This window comes from Kitasatospora sp. NPDC059408, assembly GCF_042751525.1.
In the GTDB taxonomy this organism is placed as follows: Bacteria; Actinomycetota; Actinomycetes; order Streptomycetales; family Streptomycetaceae; genus Kitasatospora.
Genome location: NZ_JBHYWI010000007.1, coordinates 16,391 through 41,763, shown reverse-complemented (window position 1 = coordinate 41,763; position 25,373 = coordinate 16,391). Strand labels below are relative to the sequence as shown.

Genomic DNA, 25,373 nt, shown 5'->3' with positions numbered 1-25,373 from the left:
GGGGCGCACGGGGGCGGCGGGCCGTCCCGCGGGCGCCGTCCCGCGGACGCCGTTTCCGGAAAGGTGGGCCTCGGTGCTTCCCGTCCCAGGTACGTCCCGGCTGCTGCGCGTCGGCATGAGCGCGGCGGCGGTCGGCGTGCTGCTGATGTACAACTCGGTGGACTCCCGGACTGCCGACGAGTCCTCGTCCGCCGAGGCCGCTCCCCCGGCCGCGACCGCGCCGGCCGCCCCCGGCCCGTCGGCACCGGCACCGGCCGCGGCCGCCAAGCCGGGCCCGACGGCCGCCGCGGGCGCCCCAGCCGCCGCAGGCGCACCGGCGCTGAAGCGGTCCAAGCCGGCCCGGCTGCGGATCCCGCAGATCGCCGTGGACGCCCCCTTCACCGAGCTGACGCTCGGTCCGGCGGGCCAGCTCAACGCCCCACCGCCGGACGACAAGAACCTGGTCGGCTGGTACAACGGCGGCGTGACCCCGGGCGAGCGCGGCAGCGCCGTCGTCGCCGGCCACGTCGACACCACCAAGGGCCCGGCGGTGTTCCTGCTGCTGAGCCTGCTCCTGCCGGGCAACAAGGTCGAGGTGGCGCGCGCGGACGGCACCGTCGCGGTGTTCTCGGTGGACTCCGTCGAGACCTTCGCCAAGAACGCCTTCCCCGACCAGAAGGTGTACGGGAAGACGCCGGACGCGCAGCTGCGGCTGATCACGTGCGGCGGCGTGTACGACAAGAAGCGGCGGGACTACCTCGACAACGTGGTCGTGTTCGCGCACCTGGAGTCGTCGCACCGGGCCTGAACGCCGAACGGCCGCTGCTCCCCGGCGAGTGGGGGAGCAGCGGCCGTTTCGCGCGGTGGGCGGCGCGGTGGGCGGCTCAGCCGCGGACGGTGGCCTCGAAGGCGTGCAGGTAGGGGTTGACCGAGCGGACGTCGGACACCGCCAGACCGGCCTCCTCCATCAGCCGGACGAGGCTGTCCTTGGAGTGCTTGGCGCCGCCGACGTTGAGCAGCAGCATCAGGTCCATCGCGGTGGTGAAGCGCATCGACGGGCTGTCGTCGACGAGGTTCTCGACGACCACGACGCGCGCGCCCGGCCGGGCCACGGCCACGACGTTGCCGAGGGTGCGGCGGGTGCTCTCGTCGTCCCACTCCAGGATGTTCTTGATGATGTAGAGGTCGGCGCGGACGGGGATGTCCTTGCGGCAGTCCCCGGGCACCAGGCGGGCCCGCGCGGAGAACGCGCCGCCGTCCTGGAGCCGCGCGTCCGCCCCGGCCACCACCTTGGGCAGGTCGAGCAGGGTGCCGTGCAGCGCCGGGTGCTTCTCCAGCAGGCTGGCGAGCACGTGGCCCTGACCGCCGCCGATGTCCGCCACCGAGTCGACGCCGGTGAGGTCCAGGTACTCGGCGAAGTCCCGGGCGGACTGCCGGCTGGAGGTGGTCATCGCCTTGTCGAAGACCTTCGCCGAGTCGTGCGCGTCGCTGTGCAGGTAGTCGAAGAACTCCTTGCCGAACAGCTCGGGGAAGACGTTGCGGCCCGAGCGCACCGCCTCGTCCAGCTTCGGCCAGGCCTCCCAGGTCCACGGCTCGGTGCACCACAGGGAGATGTAGCGCAGCGAGTTGGGGGCGTCCTCGCGCAGCAGGCGGGACATCTCGGTGTGCTCGAAGCGCTCCTCGCCGGGCACGGTGGCCGCGGTGGCCGCGCCGGGCTCGCCGGTCACGGTCGTCGCGGTGGTCTCGGCGAAGATTCCGTAGCAGGTGAGCGCGCGCAGCAGGCGGCGCAGCGGGCGGGGTTCGGTGTCGAGCGCGGCGGCGAGCTCGGTGACGGTCATCGGGGTGTCGCCGAGCGCGTCGGCGACGCCGAGCCGGGCGGCGGCCCGGACGGCCGCGGCGCAGGCGGCGCCGAAGACGAGCTCGCGCAGGCGCATCGCGGCCTGGGGGCTGGTGTGGGCGGGTGCGGTGGTCATGGGCGGTCCTTACGGGTGGGTGCGGCGGTATCAGCAGCGGCCGGAGGGCTCGGAGACGGCGCAGGTGTTGCGGGCGAAGGTGTTGCCGGTGCCGGTGTCGCGGTCGGCGAGGTCCGCGGGGCCGTTGCCGCTCAGCGTGTTGCCGGTGACGGTCGCACGGGTGTTGGGGATGCCGACGACGCTCTTGAACAGGACGATGCCGCCGGAGAAGTCCGTGCGGCCGGCGTTGTCGTGGACCTCGTTGTCGGTGACCCGGGTGTCCTCGGTGCCGGTGAGCACGATGCCGGCGCCCTGGATGGCGCCGAGGCGGGGATTGGCGGGGCAGAACTTGTTGTTGGCGACCACCCGGTTCTTCCTGACGTCGAGGTCCCCGGCCCGGGGCACGCCCTCGTCGCCGACCACGAAGACCCCGCTGCAGTTGCCGGTGATCTCGTTGCCCTGGACGGTCAGCGCGCGCAGCCGGCGGACGGTGACGCCGACCCGGTTGCCGGAGAGCTCGTTGCCCTCGACGCGGGTGCCCCCGGTGTCGGGCGCGCCGCCCTCGCGGTAGGCGTAGTTGGCGAGGAAGACGCCGGACTGGCCGTTGTCGGTCGCGCGGTTGCCGAGGATGACGGCCCTGGTGGAGATCTCCTGGCTGATGCCCTGCTGGCCGTTGTCGTGGACGTAGGTGGCGCGGACGGTCAGGCCGGTGGTGCCGCTGGCGTCGATGCCGTTCTTGGCGAAGCCGGTGACGGCGAGGGCCTCGATGGTGACGTCGGGCAGCGGGGCCGCCTCGGTGCCGTCCACGCAGATGCCGTGGCCGGCGGCGGCGCACGCGTTCTCGGTGCCGTCGCCGCGCACGATCACGCTGGCCGGGCCGGCGCCGCGCAGGGTGAGGCCGGGGGTGGTGATCCGGACGCTGCCGCGGTACGTGCCGGGCAGGACCTGCACGGTGTCGCCGGGCCGGGCGGCGTCGACGACCTGCTGGATCGATTCGCCCGGGTGGACGAGGAGCAGGGCGCCTCCGTCCGCGTGGGCGGGGGTGACGGCGAGGACGGTGGTCAGGGCGGTGGTCAGGGAGCAGACCGCGGCGGTGGCCGCGGCGAGGTGGTGGACCCGACGCGTGGGCATGTGTGGTGACCTGTTTTCTTCCTCCGCGCAAGGTCCGGGCCGTGGGCGCGGGGCGGTTCTCACGCGGTGTGGGGGGCTCGTGACAGCCGGTGGGGATGACCGAACCGACGCTATGGGCGCCCGGGTGGGCCCGCCACCAGGGCTGGGCTGCGGGACTGACGGGGCGTCGGCCGGGCGGGCGAACGCCGTCCCCGGGGTGGGCGGGGCCCGTTTTCGGGACACGCCCGGCCGCGTGGCATGCTCGGGGCCGTGAACAGCACCGCTCTCGTACCGCCCGCCGCCACCGCCCGCAACCCGATCGGCGCCCACGTGCCGGTCGCCGCCCGCGGGCTGGCCGGGACCGGCCTCGCGTACGCGCGGCGGGTCGGCGCCGAGACGGTCCAGGTGTTCGTGGCCAACCCGCGCGGCTGGGCCACGCCCCCGGGCAACCCCGCGCAGGACGAGGAGTTCCGCGCCGCCTGCGCCGAGCAGGGCGTCCCGGCCTGGGTGCACGCGCCCTACCTGATCAACTTCGGCTCGGACAACCCCGCGACGAGGGAGCGCTCCGCCGTCTCGCTGCGCCACTCGCTGCTGCGCGGCCACGCGATCGGCGCCCTCGGCGTCGTCCTGCACACCGGCTCCGCCGTCGGCACCGCGTCCGGCGGCGGATCCCGCCGGGCCGAGGCGATGGCCCAGGTGCGGGCGGACGTCCGGCCGCTGCTGGACGAGCTCGACGCGCTCGGCGACGACGCGCCCTGGCTGCTCCTGGAGCCGACGGCCGGTCAGGGCAGCTCGCTCTGCTCCCGCATGGAGGACCTCGCCGAGTACGTCGAGGCGCTGGAGGGCCACCCGAAGGTCGGCGTCTGCCTCGACACCTGCCACGCCTTCGCGGCCGGGCACGACCTCGCCGCGCCGGGCGGCGTCACCGCGGCGCTGGACGCGCTGGTCGCGGCCGCCGGTCCCGGCCGGCTGCGGCTGATCCACGCCAACGACTCCGAGGACGTCGTCGGCGCGCGCAAGGACCGGCACGCCAACATCGGTGCGGGGATGATCGGCGCGGAGCCGTTCCGCGAGCTGTTCGAGCACCCGGCGACGGCCGGCGTGCCGCTGGTCGTCGAGACGCCCGACCGCAAGCACGGCGGGGACGGCACCGGGCACGCGATGGACATCACCGCCCTCAAGGAACTGCGCGAGCGGGCCGCCGTCCGCGTGTAGCCGACCCGGGTGTGGCCGCCGTCCGGGTGCGGCCGGGCCGGGCGTGGTCGACCCGGGTGCCGTAGCGGGGCCCCGCTCGGGCTGCCGGTCCGTACCGGCGGTGCGAGGCTGGATCGACATCACCGCCACCGGCCCCTGGGGGTCCCGCCATGACCGCGTCCCGACCGACCGCGCGGACCGCCGCGACGACGATCGCGACCCGGCTCGCCGCGCTGCCGTGCGGCCGCCGCGGCAAGTGGGTGGTGCTGGCGGTCTGGCTGATCCTGCTGGTCGCCACCGGCCCGCTGGCCGGGAAGCTCATGGGCGCCGAGGACAACCAGGCGTCCAGCTGGCTGCCCGGCAACGCCGAGTCGACGAAGGTGCTGAACGAGCAGCGCGCCTTCCAGCCGATCGAGACCGCCCAGGCCGTCGTCGTCTACGACCGCCCCGGCGGCCTCACTCCCGCCGACCGCGCCCAGGGTGCACGGGACGCGGTCACCTTCGCGACCGCTCCGCACGTCCTCGGGCCGGTCGTCGGACCGGTGGTCTCCGGCGACGGACAGGCCATGCAGACGATCGTCCCGATCGACGTCGGCACCAACGGCTGGAACGACCTGCGCCCCGCCGTCGACAGCCTGCGCGCCACCGCCGCCGCCGACAGCCACGGCATGACCACCCACGTCACCGGCCCGGCCGGGGTCGGCGCCGACCAGGCCAAGGCGTTCGCCGGCATCGACAGCTCCCTGCTCGCCGCCACCGTCAGCGTCGTGATCATCCTGCTGCTGCTCACCTACCGCAGCCCGGTGCTCTGGACCCTCCCGCTGATCTCCGCCGCCGGCGCGCTCGTCGTCTCGGAAGCCGTCATCTACCTGCTGGCCAAGCACGCCGGGCTCACCGTCAACGCGCAGAGCGCCGGCATCCTGGTCGTCCTCGTCCTCGGCGCGGGCACCGACTACGCCCTCCTGCTCACCGCCCGCTACCGCGAGGAGCTGCGCCGCCACGAGGACCGCCACGAGGCGATGGCGTTCGCCCTGCACCGGGCCGGGCCCGCCATCCTGGCGTCCTCGGCGACGGTCGTCGCGTCGATGTTGTGCCTGCTGATCGCCGAGATGAACTCCACCCGCGGCCTCGGACCGGTGTGCGCCATCGGGGTGCTGGTCGCGCTGACGGCCATGCTCACGCTGCTGCCCGCGCTGCTGGTGATCATGGGACGGTGGGTGTTCTGGCCGGTCAAGCCCGCCTACGGCACGGCCGAACCGACGAAGACGGGCCGCTGGGCGCACATCGGCGCGTGGATCGCCCGCCGCCCGCGCAAGGTCTGGGTCGGGACGGCGCTCGCCCTCGCGGCCTGCTGCGCGGGGCTGGTGTCCCTCAACGCCAACGGGCTCGGCACGGCCGCCTCGTTCACCGGCACACCGGACTCCGTCGTCGGCCAGCAGGTGCTGGAGCAGCACTTCCCGGGCGGCACGGGCTCACCCCTCACCGTCATCTCGACGGCGGCGGACGCCGGCGCCGTACGGGCCGCCGCGCAGTCGACGCCCGGCGTCGCCGGGACGTCCGTGCCCGTGACGCACGCCGGGCAGGCCCTCTTCCAGGCCACGCTCACGGACCCGCCGGACAGCCAGGCGGCGAAGGACACCGTGGACCGGGTCCGCACCGCCGTCCACGCCGTCCCGGGCGCCGACGCCAAGGTCGGCGGCAACACCGCGGTGATCCTCGACGCCGGGCGGGCCGCCGGCAACGACAACCGGGCGATCATCCCGCTCGTCCTCGGCGTCGTCCTGGTGATCCTGGCGCTGCTGCTGCGGGCCGTCACCGCGCCGCTCGTGCTGATCGCGACCGTCGTGCTCTCGTACGCGGCGGCGCTGGGCATCAGCGTGCTCTTCTTCGAGCACGTCTTCGGGTTCCAGGGCGAGGACAACGCGTTCCCGCTGTTCGTCTTCGTCTTCCTGGTCGCCCTGGGCATCGACTACAACATCTTCCTGATGACGCGCGTCCGCGAGGAGTCCGCCCACCGCGGCACCCGCCAGGGGGCGGTCGCGGGCCTCGCCGCCACCGGCGGCGTCATCACCTCGGCGGGGCTGATCCTCGCCAGCACCTTCGCCGTGCTCGGCACCCTGCCCGTCGTGGGCCTGGCCGAGATCGGCTTCGCCGTCGCGCTCGGCGTGCTCATCGACACCCTGGTGGTGCGGTCGGTGCTGGTCACCGCGCTCACCGTCGACCTCGGCCGGCACATCTGGTGGCCGAGCCCGCTCTCCCGGCCGGCCGACGTCCGGCAGATGGAGCCGAGCGGACACGCGTGAGCCCGGGGAGCGCCGAACACTCCCCGGGCCCACGGCCGGATCAGCTGGATCAGCAGTCCCCGATGCAGGCGTCCTCGCTGTGCTCGTGGACGTTGAGCCAGTTGGCGTGCGGGCCGAAGAGGCCGACGCCGGCCGAACCCGACTCCAGGCTCTGGCCGGACGACGAGTCCGACGCGTGCCAGTGCGCCATCGCCGGCGCCGGCGCCGCGAAGGCGGCGGCACCCGTCACGGCCGCGATCACGGCGAACTTGCGGATGTTTCCACGAAGCGACATCAGATGTCCTTTGGGTGGTCTCTGGTCTCTGGCATGAAGGCGCGCCCGGGGCCGGCCACACGCACACCCGGCCGCCCCGCGGGCACCAGCACAGATTTGCACACGAACCCGCACGAACCCGCCCACGCCGCAACCCCGCTGAGACAACCGGGTGACCGATCTCCCTCGCCCGGGTGAAGGCGGACCGCCGGGCCTCACCCGAACGGCCGTCAGTGTTGCCGGGTGGGCGCGAGGGAGAAGTCGGCGAACTCGACGTGCTGCGCGCTCGCCGGGCCCCACGTGGTGTCGTGGCCGCCGTAGAAGGTGGAGAAGAGCACGCCGGAGAACGGGATCCCGGCGATGCCCTTGGCCACGCCCGGCGCCGCGTACACCTGCTCGGCGTCGTACCAGACCGTGACGTCACCGGTGCCGCGGTCCACCAGCTGCTCGACGGTGTGCCACCGGCCGTCCGCCTGGAAGCGCCAGTCGCCCAGGCCCTCGTCGACGCCGTAACCCGTCGGGCCGGAATTGGTCGGCGTGTAGAGGTAGACCTCGCCGTTGTCCGGCACGCCCTTGGCGCCGCGCCACATGTACCGCGTCGACCACCCGTCACCGTGGTTCCCGCCCGACTCCGCGCCGATCCGGCCGCCGTAGAGCCCGGGCAGCTTGCCGGCCCTGCCCCAGTCGCGCCCGACGGGGAACTTGACGGCGTACCGGAGGTCGAGGGTCGTCCCGTCGGCGAGGCCGGACAGGCCGAGCGCGTCGAGGCTGGTGTAGAACTGCCCGCCCCCGGGATTCGGGCAGTCGGCGCACTGGTTCGCGGACGAGCCCGCCCCGTAGGCGACTTGGAGCGCCGACCCGCCGCCGCCCGGCACCGACGGATCGTCGACGGCACTCAAGTCGGCGCCGCCCCAGGCCCCTTGGTCGGCCACACCCCACGCACGCCGCCACTGGTCCGTCCCGTACCCGCGGAAGTCCCCCTTCCAGGACCCCGCCGCGGCAACGGCGTTCGACGGCGCGGCCGGCTTCGACCGGGCACGGGCCGGCGCGGCGGAGCACCCGGAGACGGCGGCCAGCACGAGGGCGCTCAGAACGACTGCGGCGGTGGTGCGCTTCACGGGACTCCTCATCCGGGGATCGGCCGACCCGCCCGATCATGCCCGACGGCGCGGCGGCGGGCGCCACTCGGACGGGTCCGGTCGGCGGGCGGGGGGTGGGGGTTGTGACTACGGTGCGGTGCGAGGGGGTCACCGAGCGAGAGGCGAGTGGGTTTCATGGCCGGCAAGTTCGAGCTGTACACCGACGAGACCGGGATGCACCGGTTCCGGCTCAAGGCGAGCAACGGGTCGATCGTCGTGACGAGCGACCCGCAGGAGAGCCGGGACGACTGCATCCGGAGCATCGAGTCGATCCGCAAGCTCGCGCCGTACGCGGAGCTCAAGGAGGCGGCCGCCGGATAGCGGACCCCCGTGTGCGGGTCGGCGGTGCAAATCGCCGACCCGCGTTCGTTTGTACGACAGATCCCTTTGGCCGAATACATGCCGGGCGCGGTCACAACACTGACATGCGCGTCGTCATCGTCACCGAGTCGTTTCCGCCCGAGGTCAACGGAGTCGCCCACAGCGTGCTGCGGACGGCCGAGCATCTGGTCCGCCGGGGCCACCACCCCCTTGTCGTCACTCCCGCTCCCGCGCGCGGCGCCGAGTGCCCGCCGCACACGTTCGGCGCCGGCACCGACGCGGCGCAGCTGCCCGTCGTGCGGATACCGTCCGTGCCGCTGCCCGGCTACCCGCAGGTGCGGGTGGCGCTGCCGAGCCGACGGCTGACCGCCGCGATCGCGGCGCACCGGCCGGACGTCGTGCACCTGGCCAGCCCGTTCGTCCTCGGGGCGCGCGGGATGCAGGTCGCGGCCCGGCTCGGAGTGCCCGCCGTCGCCGTCTACCAGACCGACCTCGCCGGGTACGCGCACGCCTACCGGGCGGGGCGCGGGCTCGGGGAGGCGGCCGCCTGGCACCGGATCCGGACCGTCCACCGGGCCGCCGCGCGGACGCTGGCGCCGTCGACGCCCGCCGTCCAGGACCTCACCGCGCACGGGGTGCCCCGGGTGCAGCTGTGGCCGCGCGGGGTGGACTCGGTGCGCTTCCACCCCCGGCACCGCGACGAGGCCCTGCACCGGGCGCTCGCCCCGGGCGGTGAGGTGCTGGTCGGGTACGTGGGCCGACTGGCGCCCGAGAAGCGGGTCGACCTGCTGGCCGCCGCCTCGGCGCTGCCCGGGGTGCGGGTGGTGGTCATCGGGGACGGGCCGTCCGCCCCGGGCCTGAAGGCCTCGATGCCCGGCGCGGTGTTCCTCGGGCGGCGGACCGGCGAGGAACTCGCGCGATGTTTCGCCACGCTGGACGTGTTCGTCCACACCGGCCCGCTGGAGACCTTCTGCCAGACCATCCAGGAGGCGATGGCGAGCGGCGTGCCGGTGGTCGGACCGGCCGCCGGCGGCCCGCTGGACCTCGTCGGCCACCACCGGACGGGCCTGCTCGTGCCGCCCAGGGACGGCGCGGCCGTCGCCCGCGCGGTGGCCGGGCTGGCCGCCGACCCGGAGCTGCGGGCCGCGTACGGCCGGGCCGGGCGCGCCGACGTGACCGCCCGCACCTGGGAGGCGGTCGGGGACCTGCTGCTGCGGCACTACGCGGAGGTGCTCGCGGAGCACCGCGGGGTCGCCGTCCCGTCGCCCGCCGCTCCGCCGGTGGTGGAAGTGCCGCAGGCCGGGCCGGCCGCCGTCACCGAGGAACTGCCGGCATGAACGGGACCACGGACGGGACCACGGACGGGTCGCTGCGGATCGTGCGGCTCGCCAACTTCGTCACCCCGGTGTCGGGCGGGCTGCGGACGGCGCTGCGGCACCTCGGCGCCGGGTACCGCGCGGCCGGGCACCGGCCGGTGCTCGTCGTGCCCGGCGAGCGGCGCTCCGAGGAGGAGACCGAACAGGGCCTCGTCGTCACGCTGCCCGGGCCGGTGCTGCCGGGCAGCGGCGGCTACCGGCTGCTCACCGACCGCCGGGCGGTGGCCGCCGAGCTCACCAGGCTCTCCCCCGACCGGCTGGAGGTCTCCGACCGCACCACCCTGCGCTGGACCGGCGGCTGGGCCCGGCGGCACGGGGTCCGCTCGGTGATGGTGTCCCACGAGAGCGCCGCCGGGGTGCTCGGCACGTGGGGCGTGCCCGGTCCGCTCGCCGCCCTGGCCGCCGACCGGCTCAACGCGGCGACGGCGCGCGCGTACGACACCGTCGTCTGCACGACCGACTGGGCGGCGGCCGAGTTCCGGCGCCTCGGCGTGCCCAACCTCGCGCGCGCCCCGCTCGGCGTGGACCTGGACACCATGCGCCCCCTGTCGGCCCCCGCGCGGGCGCACGAGCGGGCCCGGTACGCCGACCCGGACCAGGCGCTGCTGGTGCTGTGCTCGCGGCTCTCGCAGGAGAAGCGGCCCGAGCGCGCGATCGAGGCGCTCGCCGAACTGCGGGCCCGGCGGGTGCCCGCGGTGCTGGTGGTCGCGGGCACCGGCCCGCTGCGGGAACGGCTCGCGGCGCGGGCCGACCGGCTGCGGCTCCCGGTGCGCTTCCTCGGGCACGTGAGCCGCCGGGAGGCGCTGGCCCGGCTGCTGGGCTGCGCGGATGCCGTGCTCGCGCCCGGTCCGGTGGAGACCTTCGGGCTGGCCGCCATGGAGGCGCTCGCGTGCGGGACACCGGTGGTGGCCAGCCGCTCCTCGGCGCTGCCGGGGCTGATCGGTCTCGCGGGCGCGGCCGCCGCCGACACCGGCGAGGGATTCGCCGCCGCGGTGGGGCGGTTGCTGGCGCGGCCGGAGGACGCCCGGCGCGCGGCCGCCCGGGCGCGGGCGGAGCGGTACGCGTGGCCGGCGGCGGTGGCCGCGTTCCTGGCGGCGCACGGAGTGCCCCTCTCCGGCGCAGGGAGGCCGGATGCCGGCACCGGGGAGGGGGTCCGCGATGAGCGTGCTCGACACGCGTGAGTGGACGGCGGACGGGCGGCGGCCCGCGGGCGGGCCGGTGCGGTTCGTCGCGCTCGGCGACTCGCTCACCGAGGGTGTCGGCGATCCCGTCGGGGACGGCTGGCGCGGGTGGGCCGCCGTGCTGGCCGGGTCGCTGGCACCGGAGCGGACGGCCGTCGAGTTCACGAACCTCGCCCGGAGCGGCGCCCTGACCGTCGATCTGACGACGAGTCAGCTACCGGCGGCACTGGAACGCAGGCCGGAGCTGGCGGCGGTCGTGGTCGGCGGGAACGACACCCTGCGGGCCGGCTTCGACATCCGCCGCACCGCTCTGGAGCTGGACGCCACCCTCGGCGAACTGTCCGGCCACGGCGCCCGGTTGCTCACCGCCTGCCTGCCGGACCCCGGCGCGCTGCTGCGCCTGCCGGCTCCGCTCGCCCGGCCGCTCGCCCGGCGGATGCGGGCGGTCAACACCGTCGTGCACGCCCTCACCGCGCGCCACCGCGCCCTGCACCTGCACATCGCCGACCTGCCCTGGTGCGAGGAGCGGCGGCTGCTCAGCGTCGACCGCCTGCACCCCAGCGCGGAGGGACACCGGCTGATCGCCCGCCGCTTCCACGAACTGCTGGCCGCCGACGGCCGCGACCTCGGCCCCGCGCCCGGCGGCGAACCCGCCGAACGCCCGCCCGGCCGGGCCGCCGACGTGTGGTGGATGGCCACCCGGGGCACCCGCTGGGTCGCCGCCCGCAGCACCGACCTCCTCCCGGGGCTCCTGGCCCTCGCGGCGACCGAGGGCCTCGCCCGCCTGCGCGGCGCGACCGGCCGGCACGACGAACAGATGGCCCGGGCGGCGGCCCAGGCCCTGGCCTCCCTGGGCTGAGGGCGCTTCCCCGGGCCGGGGCCTCCCTGGGCTGAGGGCGCTTCCCCGGGCCGGGGCGCTCGGGCGTGTCCTTCGGATCGGGCGGCCACTGACGGGTGATCACCGGTGGCGCGCGCGTGGAACCGGGCAGGTATCCGGCGGTGTCGTCCGGAGGGACGCGATCACCGAGCCGGACCGGAGGGAGTGCCGAGTGGAGGCGTCATCGAGGGTGGAGGCAGCGCCGACGAGCGGGCGGGAGCTGCTGGCGGCGGCGGGCGTGCTGTTCCCGGACGAGCAGGGGCGGGTGCTGGTGGTGCGGCTGCCGTACGACCGCAAGCACCCGGTGGCGATCCCCGGCGGCGGCTGGGAGCCGACGGACCTCTCGCCGCGTGAGACCGCGCTGCGCGAGATCGCCGAGGAGCTCGGGTTCACGCCCCGGCTCGGGCCGCTGGCCTGCATCGACTGGACGCTCGACGACCACCGTCCGCCGATCGCCGCCCACCTGTACTGGGCGGAGCCGATCGGCTCGGCGCAGGCGGCGGCGATCCGGGCGGACGCGGCGGAGGTCGGCGGCTGGGTCTGGCTGTCGCCGGAGGCGGCGGCGCACGCGCTGCCGCCCAGGCTGTCGCGCCGGGTGACGGCGTGCCTGCGGGCACCCCGCACGGCCGGCCCGCTGGAACTGGAGGACAGTTGGCCGGCCGGCCACTCGCTCGACCACCTCCCGGCCGCGCCGCTGCCGCCCGAGTACACCGGGCCCGCCGGGATCCCCGAGCTCCAGGGCCACGGGGAACCGGACCCGGCACCGCCGCTGGACCGGGCCGCCTTCATCGCCTCCCGCCCCCGGATCCGGGCCAAGGCGCGCGCGGTGTTCACCGACGGCGCCGGGCGCGTGCTGCTCGTCCGGCTGAAGCCGTGGGACGGGCCGCGCGGACGGGTGCCGTACTGGACGCTCCCGGGCGGCGGCATCGAGGCGGACCGCGAGCTACCCCGGGCGGCGGCCCGCCGGGAGGTCCGCGAGGAGCTGGGGTGGGAGGTCGAGCCGGGGCGGCTGCTCGTCCTGGACTGGCTGCCGTCCTCCGCCGCCGATCCGGCGCTCGACCGGGACACCGCCGTCCTCGTCTACGTCTTCGACGGCGGCACGGTGACGGACCGGATGCTCGCCGCGATCGCCCTCGCCGAGGACGAGTTGGTGGACTGGCGCCTGTGCGAACCGGCCGAGGCCCGGGCCCTGCTGTCCGCGCCCTCGTGGGACCGGACGGCCGCCGCCCTGGCCGCCCGGGAACGCGGCGGCGGCCCGCTCGAACTGGTCGACGGGCGGCCGGTGGGATAGCAGCCGGGCGGCGGTGTGATCCACACTGGGAGGCATGCAGAACGTGATCGGAGAGGTGCTGGCCGGCCGTCGGGTGGCGTCGGTCAGCGGTGGCGGCCGGCTGGACCTCACGCTGGACGGCCCGGTGACCGTCCGGGTGGCGCACGAGTTCCGGTTCGCGGCGCCGTCCTTCGCCGCGCCCGCCGAGGTGGAGCACTTCTTCCCGGCCCTGACCGTCCGCCCGACGGCGACGCTGCTCGCGCTCGTCGGCCGGACCGTCGGCTCGGCCCGGGTCACCCCGGCCGGCGGCCTGGAGCTGGACTTCACCGGAGGCGGTGCGCTGTCCGTCCCGCCGCACGCGGTGCTGGCGCCGTGGAGCGTGGTGACGCCGGAGGGAGAGCTGTGCGCCGCACTGCCGGGCGGCGAGGTCAGCTGGGCGGGGTGAGCCGGGGCGGGGCCGGGCCGGCGGACGGTGGTCCGCCGGGCCCGGGGCCCTCGCGTCCGGGTCAGACCTCCATGTCCGCCTCGATCTTGACGAGCTGGTGGCGGGCCATCGCCAGGTTGGCGCGGCCCTTGTCCAGCGCGAGGTAGAGGAACAGGCCCTTGCCGGTGCGGCCGGTGAGCGGGCGGATCAGGTGGTACTGGCTGCTGAGGGTGATCAGGATGTCCTCGATGCCGTCCTGCAGGCCCAGCATGTCCATGGTGCGCATCTTGGCGCGGACCACGTCGGTGTTCCCGGCGGCGGCCACGTTGAGGTCCAGCCCGCCGGGGCCGTCGAGGGTGGCGAGCGCCATGCCGCTGTTGTAGTCGACGAGCGCGGCGCCGATGGCGCCCTCGATGGAGGTCATGGCCTGCTTGAGGGCGCCGGCTGCGTCGGTCATTTCGTGACTCCGTTTCGGTGGTTCGGTGATGGGGTGGTCGAACAGGGGCGGGGGGTCAGGGGCAGGGGGGTCAGGGGCAGGGACAGGGGCGGCGGACGGTCGGTCAGCCGGCCTCGCGCGGGTCCTTGGGCACCAGGGCGTCGGTGAGCAGCCCGGCGATCCGCTGGGCCGAGCGGCGGGCCTCCAGGTGCAGGCGGCCGACGTTGACGTCCGGGTGCGCCAGCAGCGTCAGCACGCAGCTGCCGCCGGCCGCGTACGTGGCGACGTAGCCGTGTTCGCCGCGCACGAGGGACTCCCGGAACTCGCCCTGGCCCGTCGTGTCGGCGAGCCGCTGGGCGAGGGAGAGGGAGGCCGCCGTCATCGCGGCGAGGCCGGACGGCTCGGTCCCGTGGGTGTCGTGGGCGACCAACAGGCCGTCCACGCTGGCCACCAGACCGCCGGCGAGGTGCGGGATGCGGTGTTTGACGGCGCGGAGCTCGGCGAGCAGCTCGGTCTCCAAGGCGATCAGTTGTCTCCTTCCGACACGCTGCTTGAGCGCCCGCCTCATGGCCGGTACGGCGGGGTCGCGGGCGGAGAGTGGCTCAAAGTCGGGCCTCCAGGAGGGTCAGGACCCGGGTCAGCAGCGCGATGTCCGGGTCGGGCACGGTCAGCGGATGGGCCGCCGCCGGGATCGGCGGACGGTCGGAACGGGGGGCGGCGCCGGGTGCCGGGGCTCCGCGCTCCGGAGCCCCGGCCGCGTGGGCGCCGAGTGCGTGGGCGCCGAGTGGGCGGGGCCCGGGTGCGGTGGATCCGGCACCCGGGACGCTCGTCGCGGCTCCGGCTGCGACGGCTCCGGGTACGACGGCTCCGGGCGCCCCGGCGCCGGTGAGGGTGGCGCCGGGGATCCGGCGGTGCAGGCCGCCGGCGCGCGGGACTTCGGGTGCGGGTGCCGGTCGTGCCGCCGGTGGCGGTGGGAGTGGCGACTGCGCGGGGACGGCCGCGACGACGGGCCCGGGCCCGGGGACCGACACGGGAACGCCTACCGGCGTCGGGCCGGGCGCGGCGGCCGGGCCGGGCGCGTCGGCCGGGCCGGGTACGGGGACCGGCCCCGGCACCACCGCCGGAGCGGCGTCGAGCAGCCCCGCAGCGGCCAGCCGACGGACGTCCGCCGTCACGCCGAACCCGGACCGGCCGAGCAGCCGGGCCAGTTCGGCCGGGGTTCTTCGGCCGTCCGCGTGGTCGAGCAGCTCCCGCCGGCGGCGGCCGGGCGGACGGCGGGACGGCCGGCGGGCGGCCTCGGCCGGGCGGACCGGCGCGGTGTCGAGCTGCGCCCAGGGCCAGATGCCGTCCAGCAGGTGCCGGCGGCGCTCGGACTCCCGGCAGACCCGTGCCGCGTCGACCGCCGCCACCGGGCCGAGCCAGTGCCGGACACCGGTCTCGAACCGCCAGAGGCCGCCGCCGGTGTCGGCGAGGACGAAGAAGGCGGCGTCGAACAGGGTTTCCAGGTGGCCGAGTTCGAGCTCCCCGCGGGTGATCCGGCCCTGGTCGACCAGCGCTGCCGCGACGCGGGCCTGCGGGCCGTGCACCTCGACGAGTTCGCGCCACTCCCCCGGGGCGAGCCGGCCGCAGCCGGTGAGGAGGTCGCCCAGGTCGGGGGCGCGGTCGGACTCGGCGTGGGTCACCAGGCCGTCGGTGAGGTAGACGCTGCCGAGCGGGCCGCGCAGGGCGCCGGTGGCCTCGCGGGCGGCGAGCAGGCCGACCGCCTCGCCCGGCGTCCGCGGAACCGTCGGTGGCAGCACGGCCGTCGGGGCCGCGTGCGCGCTCACCCGAGCACCAGCTCCTCGGCGAGCGCCTGGAGGCGGTAGCGGGCACCGGCGAGGTTGCCCTCCTCGCGGTCCAGCCACAGATGCAGGACGAGCCGGCTGTCGAAGACAGTGTCGATGAAGCAGATCAGGTGGTAACTGCGGCCCGCAGTGACGATGATGTCCTGCAGCGGTGCCCGACGGTCCTCCGACGCGGTGAAGGTCTGGCTCTCAACGGCCGCCCGTACCAGGTCGGTTGCCTCGGCCGCCGTGGTCTCGTGCTCGCCGGCCGGGCTCTCGCCCAGGCTGCCGAGCGCGAGCCCGCTGCTCCAGTCGACCAGGCTCGCGGAGCGGGCGCCGGTGATCGCCATCGCTCCGGAGAGGCAGTCGTCGATACCCGGCACACCGGCTCCTTCGTGGGGGGTCGTCCATCGCACGGGGGAATGCTGCGCGGCCGGGCGCGCAGCGCGGCACCGGCCGGACCGCCACGACGAGTGGCGGGTTCGACACGGAAGGCTACTGCCGGATTCCGTATGACGAACATTCCAATGGCATATTCACACCAGTAGCAGTGAGTTCCGGCCATGCTGTGACGGACCATCAACTCTCCGTCGCCATCGAAACCCGCTGGCCGTGGTACCGCGGCCGCCCGCCGCTCACCGGCCACCTGGAACGGGACCTTGGCCGATAGTCGGCCACGCCGGAGGGTTTCGGCCACCGAATGCGATAGAGGAGCCGGACGGCCGGAACGGGCGGTGGACGCCGGGAGGCGGCAGCGGGAACGGCCGCGAAAGCGGGGTGCGAGCGACAGCGCCGAGGGACGGCTCAGGGGGGTAGCTCAGGGCGACCCGGGGACGGTCCAGAGGCGGGCCGGGAATAGCCAGGGAACGGCGAAGGGGCCCGTTCCGCTGGACGGAACGAGCCCCTTCGAGTGGAGCGCCAGGCCCGGGTCGCACGGACTCTCCCCACTGAAAGTGGGACGTGCTCTGGTAGCACCGCTGACGCCTGTCCGGGAGGTCATCTCCTCCCGACGAGAAGAACAGTAGCAGGTCAGCGCCCCTGTTCAGAAATCGCGTCAGGGGCGCCGGGGGCCGCGGGGCCGGTCCGAGCGGACAGCCCGGCCGCCTCCGCCAGCAGCCGGTAGGACTCCGTCATCGCGGCCCGGTCGAAGGTGCTCGTGGTGACCAGGAACTCGTCGGCGCCCGCTCGGGCCACCAGTGCGGCCACCTCGGCGGCGGCCTGCGCCGGGGTGCCGGCGATGTGGCCCGTGAGCGACTGCTCGTACGCGGCCCGCTCGCGCGCCGTCATCGACCGGGCGAGGACCTCGGCGGCCGGGGCGAGCGGCGGGAACTCGCCGTGCGTCCGGGAGTACGCGCCCGACCAGGCCTCGGGGACGAGGAGCTCGTGCGCCCGCTCGACCGTGCCGGCCACCGCGACGGTCCCGGAGACCACCACGTACGGCTCGGCGGCGTGCGCGGAGGGGCGGAAGCGCGTGCGGTAGCGGTCGATGGCCTCCAGCATCCGCTCCTCCCCGCGCGGGGCGGCGATCACCAGCGGCAGCCCGGCCTCGGCCGCCAGATCGGCGCCCGCACCGGTGGCGAGGACGAACGGCGGCACCCGCAGGCCCTCGGCCGGGCGGGCGTGGACGCCGCGGTGCGCCCGCTGGGTGCCGTCGAACCAGCCGAGCAGCTCGGCCAGCTGCGCGCCGAAGTCGTCGGCGGCGTCCTTCTCCCGCCCCAGCGCCCGCCGGACACCGTCGGTGAAGCCCACCGACCGCCCGAGGCCCATGTCGATCCGGCCGGGGAAGAGCGAGGCCAGCACGCCGAACTGCTCCGCCACCACCATCGGCTGGTGGTTGGGCAGCATCACGCCGCCCGTCCCGACCCTGATCCGGGAGGTGGCCGCCGCCACCGCCGCGGCGAGCACCGTCGGCGCCGAACCGGCCACCCCCGGCACGCCGTGGTGCTCCGAGACCCAGAACCGGTGGTAGCCGAAGGCCTCCGCCTGCCGGGCGAACCCGACCGTGCTCCGCAAGGCCTGCGCGGGATCCTCCCCTCGCCTGGTGCGGGAGCGGTCCAGCACGGAGAGTCGGAGCGCGGGCTGTGCAGTGGTCACGTCCGGGGACAACGCGGCCACACCACCCGGGTATTTCCCCGGCCGCTCACCGCCGACGCGACCGACGCGACCGAGGCAGCCGAGGCGGCCGAGGTATTCGCGGCGCCCTTCGGCCCCAGGGCTTGTGGACGGACAGCACCACCATGAACAGGTAGAGCGACAGCGCCACGGACGGGACGATCACCACGTTGTACCGCACGAAGCCGAGCTCCGCCGCGGTGATCGGCCCGACGGGATGTGCGTCCACCGCCCGCACCGCGTCGTGCAGGCGGTCCGGGAGCGCGAACGCCGACGCGCCCAGGGCCGCGAGCGTGAGCCAGAACTTCGTGCTCACCCAGTAGTGGCGGAACAGCCCCCAGGTCGTGCCCAGCCCGAGCACCACCCCACTGGCGAAGGTCAGCAGGCTCAGCGGCAGGACCAGGACGTCCCCGAGCAGTCCCATCGCCCGGTAGGCCGCGCGCACCCGCTCGGCGTCGTCCGTCGCGAGCGCCGCCGCGGCGAGGGTGAGCAGGCAGAGCATCAGCGCCAGCCAGCCCACCGACGCCACCAGGTGCACGGCCACCAGCCACTTCCGCGCGGCCGGGGACAGCCGGCGGCGCCGAGGTGCCGGAGAAGCGGCCGAGCGCGGGGGCGACGGCGAACCCCCCGCCGCTGCCGAGGACTCCGGGAGCGAGCGCATCCGTACCTCCTTCGATAGAGGCCCATCAGAACGCGCTCAGCCTCCCCCGCCCTCCTCTCATCCGACATCTGCCGGCGGGAGTAACTCCGACTACTCCCGGCCGAGTACGGCGGACGACACGAGGACGCCCGCCCGCCTCACCCGGTCACGGTGAAGTCGTGCGCCGCGCCGAGCCGTTGGAGCGAGTCGGACCCGGGGACGCCGTCCGCGTCCGCGTCGGAGTACCCGCAGCGGCGCTGCCAGCCGGCGTAGGCGGTGACCGTCAGGCTGCCGAACGAGCCGTCGACCCACCGCTGTTCGAGCAGCCCTTCGTCCGCCAGCGCCTGTTCGACGATCGCGACCTCGGCGCCGTACGTCCGGTGGCCCTGCTCGGCGCCCGGGTCGGTGCCGGCCGCCGCGACGACGTGGGCGAGCGAGACGGTGCGCGGGCCGGGCAGGTAGCCGAGCAGGCGCAGCAGCGAGGCCGGGCCGGGGACGCCGTCCGCCGCAGGGCCCGAGTAGCCCAGACTCCCCTGGTAGTCGGCGTAGTTGAGGGTGTCGGCGTCCGTCCAGTCCGGGCCGGGGCCGGACCGGTAGTGCCCGCCGAAGCCCTGGGCGACGAGCGCCCGGCCGACGGCGGTGACCTGGTAGCCGTGGGCGCCGTAGCCGTACCGGAGGCCGTTGACGGCGACCTGGTAGCGCGCCGGGACGGGTTCGGCGGGCGGGGTGGGCCCGTCCGGCGGCGGGGGCGGGAGGGACGGGCCGCCGGTGAAGTCCGGCCAGGAGCCCGGGTCGGTGTGGTCGTTGTCGGGGACGTGGGCGTGGGCGTACCAGCCGCCGCGGGTCTCCCACACCCGCTCGTCGCGCCGGCCGGCGAAGTCGGTGGGCCGGCCCATCGGCCAGACGTCGGGCACGCCCCACGAGGCGATCCAGGCGTGCAGGCGGCCCCAGCCGGCGCACGGGGTGTCGACGAGGCGCGGGTAGACCGTGCCCCGGTGGCGGCAGTAGGGGAAGAAGACCGCCTCGATCTGGAGGACGACCCGCCCCGCGCGGTTGGTGCGGGTCGGGCTCCCGGGCGGGCTGAGCAGGCTCCTGGAGCGGGAGTCGGCGGGGAACAGCTGGGCCGTCCGGCCGCTGAACGGGTCCCAGACGAGGTGCGGGGCGTCGCCGGCGCCGCTGGTGGTGAAGTAGGTGACCAGGTCGTCGAACGTGCACCAGTCCTGCGGGGCGGCGGCGCTGGCGTCGCGGTCCCAGGTGATGTGCGCGATGGCCTTCGGCGGGTACTGCTGGTCGGTGGGGGCGTGATCGCCGAGGTCGTGGACCTCGGCACCGGGCAGCCACAGCTCGGGCATGGCGTGTCCTCCGGACGGAGTGGGGGAGTACGGAGTGACGGGGCACGGACATCGTTGCCGTTATCGGCAGGTCCATGCCTCCGGATGACTCCGGCACGGGGCGGAGTTCCGCTGAACCCCCGGGGTCCGCTTGCCCGTTCGGATATTCGGTGGGCAATCGCAGATCCGTACGGTTTGCGCGCCCCCTGCGGCGCGCGCGGCGAATCCCACCCCCTCACGGCCCGTCCTGTCAATCGTTGACTTCGACATTGGTCTAGTCCACGGTGTTCGCGAGGCCGGACCGACCGGAGGAAGACGTCAACTGGCCTCGAAACCAGTCGAGTTCGACCGACGGAGAACCTGCATGAGACGAGTCTGCCTCGCCCTGCCCACCAACCGGGCCTGCGCCGGCACCATCACCGCGCTCGCCGAGGAAGCCGCCCACGCCGCCGCGCACTTCGACGTCGAGGTGCACCTGCTGATCCTCGACACCTCCGACGGCTCCGGCGGCTCCGGCGGCTTCGACCGCCCCGGCACCTTCGACGGCTCCGACCGCTCCGGCACGTCCGTCCGCCCCGGCACCTCCGACGCCGCGGGGGCGCTGGAGGCCGCCGAGGGCAGCGGGGCCACGCCGTTCGCGCGGAACGCGGCCGCCGTCGCCGCCCTGGCCCCCGCCCCGCGCGTGGTCGTGCACCACCTCGACGAGGCGTGGCAGCGCGCCTTCCTGAAGCGGGTGATCCGGCGTTCCGGCGCCCCCGGTCCCGAGCTGCTGCTCGACCTGATGCTCCCCGGCGCCGTCTCCTACGGCGCCTGCACCAACCGGGTCTTCCTCGTCGCCGCCGCGCTCGGCTGCACGTCCGTCCACCGCCGGGACTCCGACGGCGACTACCAGCTCCTGGACGGGCGCAAGGTGTTCCCGATCGACCACGAGCTGCGCGCGCTCGGGCGGCGGGCGGGCGACGTAGCGGCGGACGCCACCGCCGTCACCAGGAACGAGCTGGACCCGGCCCACGGCGACCGTCCCGTGGTCCTGGTCGGCGGCTCGTTCATCGGCGAACTGTCCGTCGACATCGGCGGGATCCGGGAGCTCGACCCCGCCGTCTACCACGACGTGGTCGGCCTCTGGGCACCGCCGGTCTGGTCCGACGAGGAGAAGCGCGAGCTGGTCGAGGAGTCGTTCACCGGCGGCGGCACCGAGCCGTTCCGCGCGGACGAGACGGTCCTCGGCCCGCCCGACATCCGGCGGGTCGACATGTGCAACCTCGGCCTGGACCACCGCGTCTACGAGCGGCTGCCGCTGCCGCCCGCGACCGACACCATCGGCAGCGACTACTTCCTCCTGCACGTGGTCCTCGACGCGGGCCTGCCGGGCGTCGTCCACAACCGGCACATCGTCAACTACTACACGCCCGAGCGCCGCACCGGGCCCGGCTTCACCGCCTACCAGGTGCGGTTCGTCAAGTTCCTGCTGTCGATGCTGTACCTGCACCCGGTCTACGGCGAGATGATGGCGCTCGGCGAGGACCTGCTCGACGAGCGGTACGAGGTCCGCACCGCGCCGGTCCTCGACTCCGTGCGCCGCAGCGCCGACTGGGACCCCGCCGAGAACGTCCGCCGGCTGGACGTCCTCGACCGCTCCTACCGCCGGCTCGGCGGCACGTACGCGGACTTCGCCGACCACCTGGCGCCGCTGCGCGAGCGGCTCCTCGCCGAGGCGCGGGCCGACGCCGAACGCTTCGCGCTGCTCATCGACGCGTGGGGCGCGCTGGTCGCCGCAGCGCACGCCGAACCGGCCGCAGCCACCGCGGAACCCGGGGCAGCCGCGGCGGCCGGGGCGGCCTCGGAGACCGGGGCGGCCGGATGAGCGACGACGACCTGCGCATCCGCCCGCTCGCCGAGGACGACTGGGACACCGTCGTCGCCCTGGAGCACGACGCCTACGCGGCCGACGGCCTCTCCGAGGGCCGGGCGGCCCTGGAGTCCAGGGGCCGCAGCTCGCCCGGCACCTGCCTCGTCCTGGAGAGCGGCGGGAAGGTCCGCGGCTACCTGCTGAGCCTGCCCTACCCGCCGCTGCGCTGCCCCGACCTCGCCCGCCCGGAGGGCACCGCCCACCGGTCCCGCAACCTGCACGTGCACGACCTCGTCATCGCCGAGGACCTGCGCGGACGGGACGTCGCGCTGCGCTTCATGCACCACTTCCAGGACCGCGCGCGGGAGCAGGGCTTCGAGCGGATCTCCATGGTCGCGGTGCGCGGCACCGACATCATCCTGCGGCTGCTCGGCTACCGCGCCCACCGCGAGGTCGCCGTCCCGGCCTCGTACGGCAGGCGGGCCGTCTACATGTCGATGCCCGTCGGCTAGCGGCCCGTCGGGTAGCGGCCCGCCGGGCCGCTCACCCGGGCACGGTCGCGCCGACGCCGACGCCGACGCCGACGCGGGCGCCGGCACGGGCGCAGCCGGCGGCGAACTCCGCGGGCGCCGCACCGACGAGCCCGGTGAAGCGGTCGCGGAGGACGCCCGGCGTGGCGCAGCCGACCGCGGACCACACCCCGGCCGGGTCGCCGCCGCCGAGCAGGAGGGCGACCGCGCGCTCGACGCGGCGCGCCGTCAGGTACCCGTACGGCGAGGCCCCGTACGCGAGCCGGAACTCGCGGCTGAGCTGCCCGGCGGGCATCCGGGCGGCGCGGGCGAGCGCCTCGACGTCCAGCGGGCGCGCGTACTCGCGGTCGATCCGGTCGCGCACGCGGCGCAGCCGCGCGAAGCCGCTCAGGCGCTGCGCCGCGATGCGTGCGCGCGCCCATCCGGGGTGGCACATGGAAGACCCCCTTCGCCGACGGCGTCCGTGCGTCCGTCGGCTCTCGTCAGTGGCCGCGAACGAGCCGTCCGGGCGGACGGCTCAGCGGAGTTCCTGGATGCGGACGAGGTTGCCCGCCGGGTCGCGGAAGGCGCAGTCGCGGACGCCGTACGGCTGCTGCGTCGGCTCCTGCACGACCTCGGTGTCGCCGGCCTGCACCTTCTCGAAGGTGGCGTCGAGGTCGCGGGTGGCCAGCAGGATCCAGCCGTACGTGCCCTTGGCCATCATCTCGTCGATGGTGCGGCGTTCGTCCTCGGTGACGTTGGGGTCGGCGGCCGGGGGCGCGAGCAGGATGGAGGTGCCGGACCCGCCGGCCGGCCCCACGGTGATCCAGCGCATCGTGCCCTGGCCGACGTCGCTGCGGACCTCGAAGCCGAGGACGTCGCGGTAGAAGGCCACGGACGCGTCCGGGTCGACGTGCGGGAGGACGGTGGTGTGAATGGTGAGGTCCATGCCGACGATGCTAGGGGCGGCCGGTGGACCGCGCTTCTCGATTCCTGACCGAATCCCGGCCGGATCCCGGGCCGGATCCCGGGCCGGTTTCCGGCCGCCTCCCGGCCTCCGCCGCCAGGACGCGTACCGCACACCTCGCCGGCGCGTCGCCGCCACCTCGCAGGCACGTCGTCGGCACGTCCCGGGCCCGTCCGAAACCCGTCGCGGTTCCGTCCCCGTTCTCGTCGACCGGGGTCCGCAATCGCCCGGATTCCGGGATGGTGGTGTCAACGACGCCTACGCTGGGGGGAGTTGTCATGGGGAACGGCCAGGAACTGGTGACCGCGACCGTCGACGCGCTGGTCCGCGCGCCCGGCTCGGCGGTGGCCGAGCTCGTGCGCACGCGGCTGCGGGCGGTGCCCGGCGGCGAGGAGGCGGCGGTCTCGGCCGGGGCGGATCCGGCGGACCCGCTGGCGCGGGCCGCGCTCACCACCGCCGTCGGCCGGCTGCTCGCCGAGGACCCGGCGTTCGCCCGCTACCTGCTCTCGACGGAGCTGGGCCCGCCCACGAGCCCCTCGACGGTCCAGCTCCGGACGGCACCGGCGGACCCGCCGACCGTCCACCTCCAGGCGAGACCCGGCGACGGCGGGACGGTCCAGCTCCGACTGAAGCCCGCGTCCGGCCGCCGCGCCACCGGCGGGATCCTGGTGACGCTCGCCCTCGTGGTGGTCGCGTCCCTGGTCGCCCTCGGGATCAACCTCGGCGACCGGCCGCTCCTCCAGCCCGGCGTCCACGGCTTCGACCACGCCGCGACGGCGCTGCGCGACCCCGCCCGGGCGCAGGGCGTCCTGCCCGACCCCGCGGCGATGCCGGGCGGCTGGCAGATCGAGACCGCGCCGCAGTCCGGGACGAGCGCGGGCGACGGCGTCCCGTGCTTCGTCCAGGACGCCTGCGACCAGCAACTCGCCTACGCCACCGTGACGTTCCGCGCCGGGCCGCGGCACAGCGCCAAGTTCATCGTGGTCACGTTCGCGACCGCCGCGACGGCCGGCCGGGCCTTCGACACGATGCTGGATCGGGTGGGCGGCACCGGTGCGGCCGCGGCCGTGCCGCTCCCGTCGATCGGCGACCAGAGCGCCGCCAGGTCGCACGGCGCGGACGGCATGGAGGCCCTGGTCCGGGTCGGCACGACGCTCCTGTACGTCGGCGACTCCGGCGCGGACGCGACCGTGGCCGACGCGCCCGCCCTCACCGTCTTCGCCCGGCTCCTCGCCGCCCGCGCCCAGCAGGCGCAGGACGGCCGGACGCCCGACGCCGCCGTACCCGGTTCCAAGGCCTGACCCCCGTTCGGCTCCCCTCCCGCTCACCGCTTGGGGAAGCTGAAGGCGTACCCGTTGGCCCGCAGCCACGGCAGGAGCCGCTCCAGCGCCTCCACCGTCTGCGCCCGGTTCCCGCCGCCGTCGTGCAGCAGGACCGTCGGGCCGCGCCGCAGCTGCTCCTTCGCGGTCTCGACGATCCGCTCGACCCCGGGGCGTTCGAAGTCCCGGGTGTCGACGTTCCAGCCGAGCGGCCGCATGCCGTGGGCGGCGGCGATCTGGCGGCTCTCGGGCGTGAACGCGCCGCCGGGCGCCCGGTAGTACGGCACGGGGGCGCCGCCGGTGGCGTCCTGGATCATCCGCAGGCCGTCCACGATCTCCTTCTCCTGGTGGGCGACGTCCTTGTGGTCCATCGCGGTGTCGTGGCTCACGCTGTGGTCGCAGAGGCGGTGGCCGGCCGCGACGACCTGCCGGGCGAGCTCCGGGTGGGCGGTGGCGCTCGGTCCGAGCATGCAGAACACGGCCTTGGCCCCGTTGCGGGCGAGGACGTCGAGGACGCGCGGGGTCCACTGCGGGTCGGGCCCGTCGTCAATGGTGAGGTTGACGGTCCTCCCCTCGTCCTCGGACTCGCGCGAGATGCTCATGTCCACCGTCGGCGCGGGCAGGGAGGCGTCCGGCGCGGTGGCGGAGGGCTCGGGCCCGGACGGCGCGACCGGGGAACCGGTGAGCCGGGACAGCGGGTCGGGCCCCTTCATCAGCACCCCGGCGGCACCCAGCAGCGTCACCACCACCGCCCCCGCCGTCACCGCGCGCAGGACGGCGGTGCGGCGGGCATGTGGCCGGGCCGCCGGGTCCAGGCGCGGGTACCAACTGCTCGGAGCGGTCTCGGGGGTCCGGGGTTCGTCGTGGTGGCGCACGGTGCTGCTCCTCGTCAGGGGGTGGACGACCACCACCCTCGGCCGCGCGCTTGCGGGCCCTGTGAGCCGCGTATGACCGTTTCGCAACAACGTGCGACAGGTTTCGCAACAACTGGCCGCCCGTCCCGCGCCG

26 protein-coding genes are annotated in these 25,373 nt (G+C 75.4%); 12 read left to right on the top strand and 14 right to left on the bottom strand.

Annotated elements, in window-relative coordinates:
• Positions 1 to 73: 73 nt before the first annotated feature.
• Positions 74 to 787: a class F sortase gene (locus ACFXDE_RS07125; RefSeq protein ID WP_380491667.1), complete on the top strand. Its 714-nt coding sequence runs from the start codon at positions 74 to 76 to the stop codon at positions 785 to 787.
• A 76-nt stretch (positions 788 to 863) separates the two neighbouring features.
• On the opposite strand, the gene ACFXDE_RS07120 is transcribed toward ACFXDE_RS07125, so the two are convergent.
• Positions 864 to 1,952 (bottom strand): methyltransferase, encoded by a 1,089-nt coding sequence (locus ACFXDE_RS07120; RefSeq protein WP_380491665.1) that lies wholly within the window; start codon positions 1,950 to 1,952, stop codon positions 864 to 866.
• Positions 1,953 to 1,982: 30 nt separating this feature from the next.
• The gene (locus tag ACFXDE_RS07115) at positions 1,983 to 3,062 is read right to left on the bottom strand and encodes a nitrous oxide reductase family maturation protein NosD (RefSeq protein ID WP_380491663.1); all 1,080 of its coding nucleotides are present in this window, start codon (positions 3,060 to 3,062) and stop codon (positions 1,983 to 1,985) included.
• Positions 3,063 to 3,311: 249 nt separating this feature from the next.
• On the opposite strand from ACFXDE_RS07115, the gene ACFXDE_RS07110 reads away from it, so the two are divergent.
• Positions 3,312 to 4,256 carry a deoxyribonuclease IV gene (locus ACFXDE_RS07110; protein ID WP_380491661.1) on the top strand — a complete coding sequence of 315 codons (945 nt, stop codon included), beginning with the start codon at positions 3,312 to 3,314 and terminating at the stop codon, positions 4,254 to 4,256.
• Positions 4,257 to 4,405: 149 nt separating this feature from the next.
• Entirely contained in the window at positions 4,406 to 6,538 is a 2,133-nt protein-coding gene (locus tag ACFXDE_RS07105) for an MMPL family transporter (protein ID WP_380445530.1), read from the top strand.
• A 49-nt stretch (positions 6,539 to 6,587) separates the two neighbouring features.
• Here ACFXDE_RS07105 and ACFXDE_RS07100 read toward each other — a convergent pair whose 3' ends face one another.
• Both ACFXDE_RS07100 and ACFXDE_RS07095 read right to left on the bottom strand, forming a co-directional pair.
• A complete protein-coding gene (locus tag ACFXDE_RS07100; RefSeq protein ID WP_359959138.1) occupies positions 6,588 to 6,812 on the bottom strand; it encodes a hypothetical protein in 225 nt (74 codons plus the stop codon).
• A gap of 209 nt (positions 6,813 to 7,021) precedes the next feature.
• On the bottom strand, positions 7,022 to 7,909 hold the full coding sequence (locus ACFXDE_RS07095; RefSeq protein WP_380491659.1) for a polysaccharide lyase: 888 nt from the start codon (positions 7,907 to 7,909) through the stop codon (positions 7,022 to 7,024).
• Positions 7,910 to 8,065: 156 nt separating this feature from the next.
• Between ACFXDE_RS07095 and ACFXDE_RS07090 the strand changes: the two genes are divergently transcribed.
• The 6 genes from ACFXDE_RS07090 to ACFXDE_RS07065 all read left to right on the top strand — a co-directional run bounded on the left by ACFXDE_RS07090 (position 8,066) and on the right by ACFXDE_RS07065 (position 13,400).
• Entirely contained in the window at positions 8,066 to 8,251 is a 186-nt protein-coding gene (locus ACFXDE_RS07090) for a YegP family protein (protein ID WP_380445528.1), read from the top strand.
• Between the two features lie 104 nt (positions 8,252 to 8,355).
• Positions 8,356 to 9,588 (top strand): glycosyltransferase family 4 protein, encoded by a 1,233-nt coding sequence (locus tag ACFXDE_RS07085; protein WP_380491656.1) that lies wholly within the window; start codon positions 8,356 to 8,358, stop codon positions 9,586 to 9,588.
• The gene (locus ACFXDE_RS07080; RefSeq protein ID WP_380491654.1) at positions 9,585 to 10,808 is read left to right on the top strand and encodes a glycosyltransferase; all 1,224 of its coding nucleotides are present in this window, start codon (positions 9,585 to 9,587) and stop codon (positions 10,806 to 10,808) included. The genes ACFXDE_RS07085 and ACFXDE_RS07080 overlap by 4 nt, the downstream gene beginning before the upstream one ends.
• Positions 10,786 to 11,667, top strand: a complete 882-nt coding sequence (locus tag ACFXDE_RS07075) for an SGNH/GDSL hydrolase family protein (RefSeq protein ID WP_380491652.1) — start codon at positions 10,786 to 10,788, stop codon at positions 11,665 to 11,667. The genes ACFXDE_RS07080 and ACFXDE_RS07075 overlap by 23 nt, the downstream gene beginning before the upstream one ends.
• Positions 11,668 to 11,875: 208 nt before the next feature.
• On the top strand, positions 11,876 to 12,976 hold the full coding sequence (locus tag ACFXDE_RS07070) for an NUDIX domain-containing protein (RefSeq protein ID WP_380491650.1): 1,101 nt from the start codon (positions 11,876 to 11,878) through the stop codon (positions 12,974 to 12,976).
• A 34-nt stretch (positions 12,977 to 13,010) separates the two neighbouring features.
• A complete protein-coding gene (locus tag ACFXDE_RS07065) occupies positions 13,011 to 13,400 on the top strand; it encodes a DUF6188 family protein (protein ID WP_380445523.1) in 390 nt (129 codons plus the stop codon).
• Positions 13,401 to 13,461: 61 nt separating this feature from the next.
• On the opposite strand, the gene ACFXDE_RS07060 is transcribed toward ACFXDE_RS07065, so the two are convergent.
• From ACFXDE_RS07060 to ACFXDE_RS07030, 7 genes are all read right to left on the bottom strand, one after another.
• The gene (locus ACFXDE_RS07060; RefSeq protein WP_380445522.1) at positions 13,462 to 13,836 is read right to left on the bottom strand and encodes a hypothetical protein; all 375 of its coding nucleotides are present in this window, start codon (positions 13,834 to 13,836) and stop codon (positions 13,462 to 13,464) included.
• A 103-nt stretch (positions 13,837 to 13,939) separates the two neighbouring features.
• Positions 13,940 to 14,335 carry a roadblock/LC7 domain-containing protein gene (locus ACFXDE_RS07055; RefSeq protein ID WP_380445521.1) on the bottom strand — a complete coding sequence of 132 codons (396 nt, stop codon included), beginning with the start codon at positions 14,333 to 14,335 and terminating at the stop codon, positions 13,940 to 13,942.
• Positions 14,336 to 14,417: 82 nt separating this feature from the next.
• Positions 14,418 to 15,641 carry a hypothetical protein gene (locus tag ACFXDE_RS07050; RefSeq protein ID WP_380491647.1) on the bottom strand — a complete coding sequence of 408 codons (1,224 nt, stop codon included), beginning with the start codon at positions 15,639 to 15,641 and terminating at the stop codon, positions 14,418 to 14,420.
• Entirely contained in the window at positions 15,638 to 16,021 is a 384-nt protein-coding gene (locus tag ACFXDE_RS07045) for a hypothetical protein (protein ID WP_380445519.1), read from the bottom strand. Before ACFXDE_RS07045 ends, ACFXDE_RS07050 begins: the two co-directional genes overlap by 4 nt.
• A gap of 646 nt (positions 16,022 to 16,667) precedes the next feature.
• The gene (locus ACFXDE_RS07040; protein ID WP_380491645.1) at positions 16,668 to 17,732 is read right to left on the bottom strand and encodes an MsnO8 family LLM class oxidoreductase; all 1,065 of its coding nucleotides are present in this window, start codon (positions 17,730 to 17,732) and stop codon (positions 16,668 to 16,670) included.
• A gap of 46 nt (positions 17,733 to 17,778) precedes the next feature.
• Entirely contained in the window at positions 17,779 to 18,411 is a 633-nt protein-coding gene (locus tag ACFXDE_RS07035; protein ID WP_380491643.1) for a DUF2269 domain-containing protein, read from the bottom strand.
• Positions 18,412 to 18,548: 137 nt separating this feature from the next.
• A complete protein-coding gene (locus ACFXDE_RS07030; protein WP_380491641.1) occupies positions 18,549 to 19,742 on the bottom strand; it encodes a peptidoglycan-binding protein in 1,194 nt (397 codons plus the stop codon).
• A 343-nt stretch (positions 19,743 to 20,085) separates the two neighbouring features.
• Between ACFXDE_RS07030 and ACFXDE_RS07025 the strand changes: the two genes are divergently transcribed.
• Together ACFXDE_RS07025 and ACFXDE_RS07020 are read left to right on the top strand one after the other, a co-directional pair.
• Positions 20,086 to 21,585 (top strand): DUF6271 family protein, encoded by a 1,500-nt coding sequence (locus ACFXDE_RS07025; protein WP_380491639.1) that lies wholly within the window; start codon positions 20,086 to 20,088, stop codon positions 21,583 to 21,585.
• Positions 21,582 to 22,082: a GNAT family N-acetyltransferase gene (locus ACFXDE_RS07020; RefSeq protein ID WP_380491637.1), complete on the top strand. Its 501-nt coding sequence runs from the start codon at positions 21,582 to 21,584 to the stop codon at positions 22,080 to 22,082. Before ACFXDE_RS07025 ends, ACFXDE_RS07020 begins: the two co-directional genes overlap by 4 nt.
• 31 nt (positions 22,083 to 22,113) lie before the next feature.
• Here the strand turns inward: ACFXDE_RS07020 and ACFXDE_RS07015 are convergent, their stop codons facing one another.
• Positions 22,114 to 22,536, bottom strand: a complete 423-nt coding sequence (locus tag ACFXDE_RS07015) for a helix-turn-helix domain-containing protein (RefSeq protein ID WP_380491635.1) — start codon at positions 22,534 to 22,536, stop codon at positions 22,114 to 22,116.
• 81 nt (positions 22,537 to 22,617) lie between these two features.
• The gene (locus ACFXDE_RS07010) at positions 22,618 to 23,028 is read right to left on the bottom strand and encodes a VOC family protein (protein ID WP_380445512.1); all 411 of its coding nucleotides are present in this window, start codon (positions 23,026 to 23,028) and stop codon (positions 22,618 to 22,620) included.
• 296 nt (positions 23,029 to 23,324) lie between these two features.
• On the opposite strand from ACFXDE_RS07010, the gene ACFXDE_RS07005 reads away from it, so the two are divergent.
• The gene (locus tag ACFXDE_RS07005; protein ID WP_380491633.1) at positions 23,325 to 24,347 is read left to right on the top strand and encodes a hypothetical protein; all 1,023 of its coding nucleotides are present in this window, start codon (positions 23,325 to 23,327) and stop codon (positions 24,345 to 24,347) included.
• Between the two features lie 23 nt (positions 24,348 to 24,370).
• Here ACFXDE_RS07005 and ACFXDE_RS07000 read toward each other — a convergent pair whose 3' ends face one another.
• Complete coding sequence (locus ACFXDE_RS07000; protein WP_380491631.1) at positions 24,371 to 25,240, bottom strand: polysaccharide deacetylase family protein; 870 nt, start codon at positions 25,238 to 25,240, stop codon at positions 24,371 to 24,373.
• Positions 25,241 to 25,373 lie beyond the last annotated feature (133 nt).

What these genes read in the sequence shown, in the direction of transcription:
- ACFXDE_RS07120 (WP_380491665.1), bottom strand. Translation starts at nt 1,952, where the DNA reads ATGACCACCGCACCCGCCCACACCAGCCCCCAGGCCGCGATGCGCCTG.
- ACFXDE_RS07115 (WP_380491663.1), bottom strand. Translation starts at nt 3,062, where the DNA reads ATGCCCACGCGTCGGGTCCACCACCTCGCCGCGGCCACCGCCGCGGTC.
- ACFXDE_RS07105 (WP_380445530.1), top strand. Translation starts at nt 4,406, where the DNA reads ATGACCGCGTCCCGACCGACCGCGCGGACCGCCGCGACGACGATCGCG.
- ACFXDE_RS07100 (WP_359959138.1), bottom strand. Translation starts at nt 6,812, where the DNA reads ATGTCGCTTCGTGGAAACATCCGCAAGTTCGCCGTGATCGCGGCCGTG.
- ACFXDE_RS07090 (WP_380445528.1), top strand. Translation starts at nt 8,066, where the DNA reads ATGGCCGGCAAGTTCGAGCTGTACACCGACGAGACCGGGATGCACCGG.
- ACFXDE_RS07085 (WP_380491656.1), top strand. Translation starts at nt 8,356, where the DNA reads ATGCGCGTCGTCATCGTCACCGAGTCGTTTCCGCCCGAGGTCAACGGA.
- ACFXDE_RS07080 (WP_380491654.1), top strand. Translation starts at nt 9,585, where the DNA reads ATGAACGGGACCACGGACGGGACCACGGACGGGTCGCTGCGGATCGTG.
- ACFXDE_RS07075 (WP_380491652.1), top strand. Translation starts at nt 10,786, where the DNA reads ATGAGCGTGCTCGACACGCGTGAGTGGACGGCGGACGGGCGGCGGCCC.
- ACFXDE_RS07065 (WP_380445523.1), top strand. Translation starts at nt 13,011, where the DNA reads ATGCAGAACGTGATCGGAGAGGTGCTGGCCGGCCGTCGGGTGGCGTCG.
- ACFXDE_RS07060 (WP_380445522.1), bottom strand. Translation starts at nt 13,836, where the DNA reads ATGACCGACGCAGCCGGCGCCCTCAAGCAGGCCATGACCTCCATCGAG.
- ACFXDE_RS07035 (WP_380491643.1), bottom strand. Translation starts at nt 18,411, where the DNA reads ATGCGCTCGCTCCCGGAGTCCTCGGCAGCGGCGGGGGGTTCGCCGTCG.
- ACFXDE_RS07030 (WP_380491641.1), bottom strand. Translation starts at nt 19,742, where the DNA reads ATGCCCGAGCTGTGGCTGCCCGGTGCCGAGGTCCACGACCTCGGCGAT.
- ACFXDE_RS07025 (WP_380491639.1), top strand. Translation starts at nt 20,086, where the DNA reads ATGAGACGAGTCTGCCTCGCCCTGCCCACCAACCGGGCCTGCGCCGGC.
- ACFXDE_RS07020 (WP_380491637.1), top strand. Translation starts at nt 21,582, where the DNA reads ATGAGCGACGACGACCTGCGCATCCGCCCGCTCGCCGAGGACGACTGG.
- ACFXDE_RS07015 (WP_380491635.1), bottom strand. Translation starts at nt 22,536, where the DNA reads ATGTGCCACCCCGGATGGGCGCGCGCACGCATCGCGGCGCAGCGCCTG.
- ACFXDE_RS07010 (WP_380445512.1), bottom strand. Translation starts at nt 23,028, where the DNA reads ATGGACCTCACCATTCACACCACCGTCCTCCCGCACGTCGACCCGGAC.
- ACFXDE_RS07005 (WP_380491633.1), top strand. Translation starts at nt 23,325, where the DNA reads ATGGGGAACGGCCAGGAACTGGTGACCGCGACCGTCGACGCGCTGGTC.